Here is a 2,752-nt window from a genome sequence, read left to right on the forward strand (position 1 = left end):
GGCCGGGACCACGGCGCTGGTCGTTGCGCACCGGCCGTCCACCGTCGCGCTCGCCGACCGGGTCGCGCTGCTCGACGGCGGGGTCATCGCCGCGACCGGCAGCCACCGCGAGCTGATGGCGGCCCAGCCGGCCTACGCGGCCCTCATGTCGATGTCGGAGGTGCAGGTATGACCGTCGACGCGTCGTGGCGCGGCATCGCGACCGAACAGGTCGACGAGGTCTCCGCGCCGCTCGCGGCGCTACTGAGAACACGGAGCCGTCGGCTGCTCGCCGACCTGCTCCGCCCGTACCGGCGGGGCGTGACGTGGACCGCCGTGGCGATCGTGGTCGCGTCGCTGGCCGCGCTGGCCGGCCCCTGGCTGGTCGGCCTCGCGATCGACAACGGCATCCCGCCGCTGGTGAATTCCGGCGACACGGGGCCGCTGCTGCAGATCGCGGCGGTGTTCGCCGTGACGGTGCTGATCCAGGCGGTGGCGACGCGGATGTTCGTCACGATGACCGGCCGGGTCGGCCAGTCGGTGGTGCTCGAGCTGCGCCGCCGCCTGTTCTGGCACATGCTGCGACTGCCGGTGGCGTTCCACGAGGGCTACACCTCGGGGCGGGTGATCTCCAGGCAGACGTCGGACGTGGAGGCGATCTCCGCGCTGTTCGAGGAGGGCCTGGACTCGCTGATCTCCGCGGCGCTCACCCTCGTCCTCGTCGGCACCGGCATGCTGCTGCTCGACTGGCAGCTGGCCCTGGTGGTGCTCGCCGGGTTCCTCCCGCTGACCTGGCTGAGCGCCTGGTACCGCCGCGAGTCGGCGACCGCCTACCGGCGGATCAGGGAAACCAACGCGCTGGTGATCGTGCACTTCGTTGAGACCTTCGGCGGGCTGCGGGCTGTGCAGGCCTTCCGCAGGGAGCGGCGGAACGCCGAGATCTTCGACGAACTATCCGCCAACTACGCGCGGGCGAGCAGGCGATCCTCGCAGCTCATCGCCGTCTTCGGCCCTGGCATCTCCCTCGTGGCGAACGTGATCATCGGCCTGGTGCTCTGCTACGGCGGCCTGCTGGTGATCGACGGCGACATCAAGGTCGGCGTGCTCGCCACGTTCCTGCTGTACCTCGGGCGCTTCTTCGACCCCCTGCAGGACGTCTCGCAGTTCTACAACTCCTTCCAGGGCGCGGCCTCGGGACTGGAGAAGATCTCCGGCGTCCTTGAGGAGGAGCCGTCCGTCGCCGAGCCGACGGTCCCCGCGATGCTGCCCGCGGCCGCGAGTGGCCGCCGGGTCCAGTTCGACGCGGTGCGGTTCGGCTACCGGGAAGCGGTCGTGCTGCCGGACTTCGACCTGGACATCCCGGCGGGGCAGACGGTGGCGATCGTCGGCGAGACCGGCGCGGGCAAGACCACCGTGGCGCGGCTGCTCGCCCGCTTCTACGACCCGGACGAGGGCCGGGTGCTGCTTGACGGCGTCGACGTGCGCGACCTGCCGGACGACGAGCTCCGCACGGAGATCGTGCTGATCACCCAGGAGAGCTTCCTGTTCGAGGGCACGGTCGCGGAGAACATCAGGCTCGGCCGCCCGCAGGCGACCGATGCCGAGGTCGAGGCGGCCGCCCGGGCGATCGGCGCGCACGAGTTCATCGCCGCGCTGCCGGACGGCTACGCCACCAAGGTCGGCAAGCGCGGCGGACGGCTGTCGGCCGGGCAGCGCCAGCTCATCTCGTTCGGCAGGGCGTTCATCGCCGCCCCCGGCGTGCTGGTGCTCGACGAGGCGACGGCGCTGCTGGACATCCCCAGCGAGCGGCTGGTCCAGTCGGCGCTGCAAACCGTGCTGGCCGGGCGCACCGCGGTGATCATCGCGCACCGGCTGTCCACCGTCGCGATCGCGGACCGGGTCCTGGTGCTGCGGGCCGGCCGGATCATCGAGGACGGCTCCCCCGCCGACCTGATGGGCGGCGACGGCGAATACGCCGACCTGCACGCCCGCTGGGCCGCCAGCCTGGCCTGACCCGCCCCGCCCACTGGGCGGCTCCGCCGCTTCTTGCTGTTATCAGGCGAAGGCGCACTAGATGTGTTATTCCGAGGCCATATGCCTCGGAATAACACACTTAGGCGACTGGCGTCGGCTGCGGAGACCGCTTCTTGCTGTTATCAGGCGCGACGTTGGAGGCCAGCGGGGTTGGGGGGTGACCTGCGGGGGTGGGGAGCGGGGCGATTGGCGGTGTGGGCCACGGGTGCGGACCTATTGGCGCTGTGGGCCACACCGCCAGTGAGAGCTGGCGGCGCGGGGGCGGTGTGGGCCGTGGGGCGTCGGAGCGCGGAGCGGGTGGTTAGGGGATTACGGCTTCGATTAGGTGGGGGCCAGGTTCGGCTAGGGCCTTGCCCAATTGGGCAGCGAATTCCGTGGCGGTGGTGGCCCTGGACGCCGGGACGCCCATCCCGGTGGCCAGGGCCGTGAAGTCGAGCGCCGGCCGAGACAGGTCGAGCAAGCTGCGGGCGGCGTCCCCGGCGGCGTCCCCGGCGGCGGCTGCCCCGACCCGCTGCAGTTCCATGGCCAGGATCGCGTACTGGCGGTTGCTGAAGATGACCGTGGTGACGTCGAGGCCTTCCCGCGCGTACGTCCACAGCGCCGGGATCGTGTACATGGCGCTCCCGTCGGCTTCCAGCGCGATGACCGGCCGCCCTGGGCAGGCGATCGCCGCGCCGGCGGCCAGCGGCAGGCCCTGGCCAATCGCGCCGCCGGTCAGCGTGAGCCAGTCGTGCGGCGG

General features: G+C 71.7%; 2 protein-coding genes. One reads left to right on the forward strand and one right to left on the reverse strand.

Annotation, left to right across the window (positions count from 1 at the left end; translation table 11 throughout):
• The first annotated feature begins 168 nt into the window (after positions 1-168).
• A complete protein-coding gene (locus tag WA805_RS30400; protein WP_425244044.1) occupies positions 169-1,992 on the forward strand; it encodes an ABC transporter ATP-binding protein in 1,824 nt (607 codons plus the stop codon).
• A 322-nt stretch (positions 1,993-2,314) separates the two neighbouring features.
• Here the strand turns inward: WA805_RS30400 and WA805_RS30405 are convergent.
• Positions 2,315-2,752: thiamine pyrophosphate-dependent enzyme (locus tag WA805_RS30405; RefSeq protein WP_425244045.1), on the reverse strand; the 438-nt coding region annotated here is incomplete at its 5' end.

Source organism: Trebonia sp., assembly GCF_049794275.1.
Lineage (GTDB): Bacteria > Actinomycetota > Actinomycetes > Streptosporangiales > Streptosporangiaceae > Trebonia.

Bases quoted from the DNA above. Each gene is read 5' to 3' on its own strand.
- WA805_RS30400 (WP_425244044.1), top strand. From the start codon at position 169: ATGACCGTCGACGCGTCGTGGCGCGGCATCGCGACCGAACAGGTCGAC.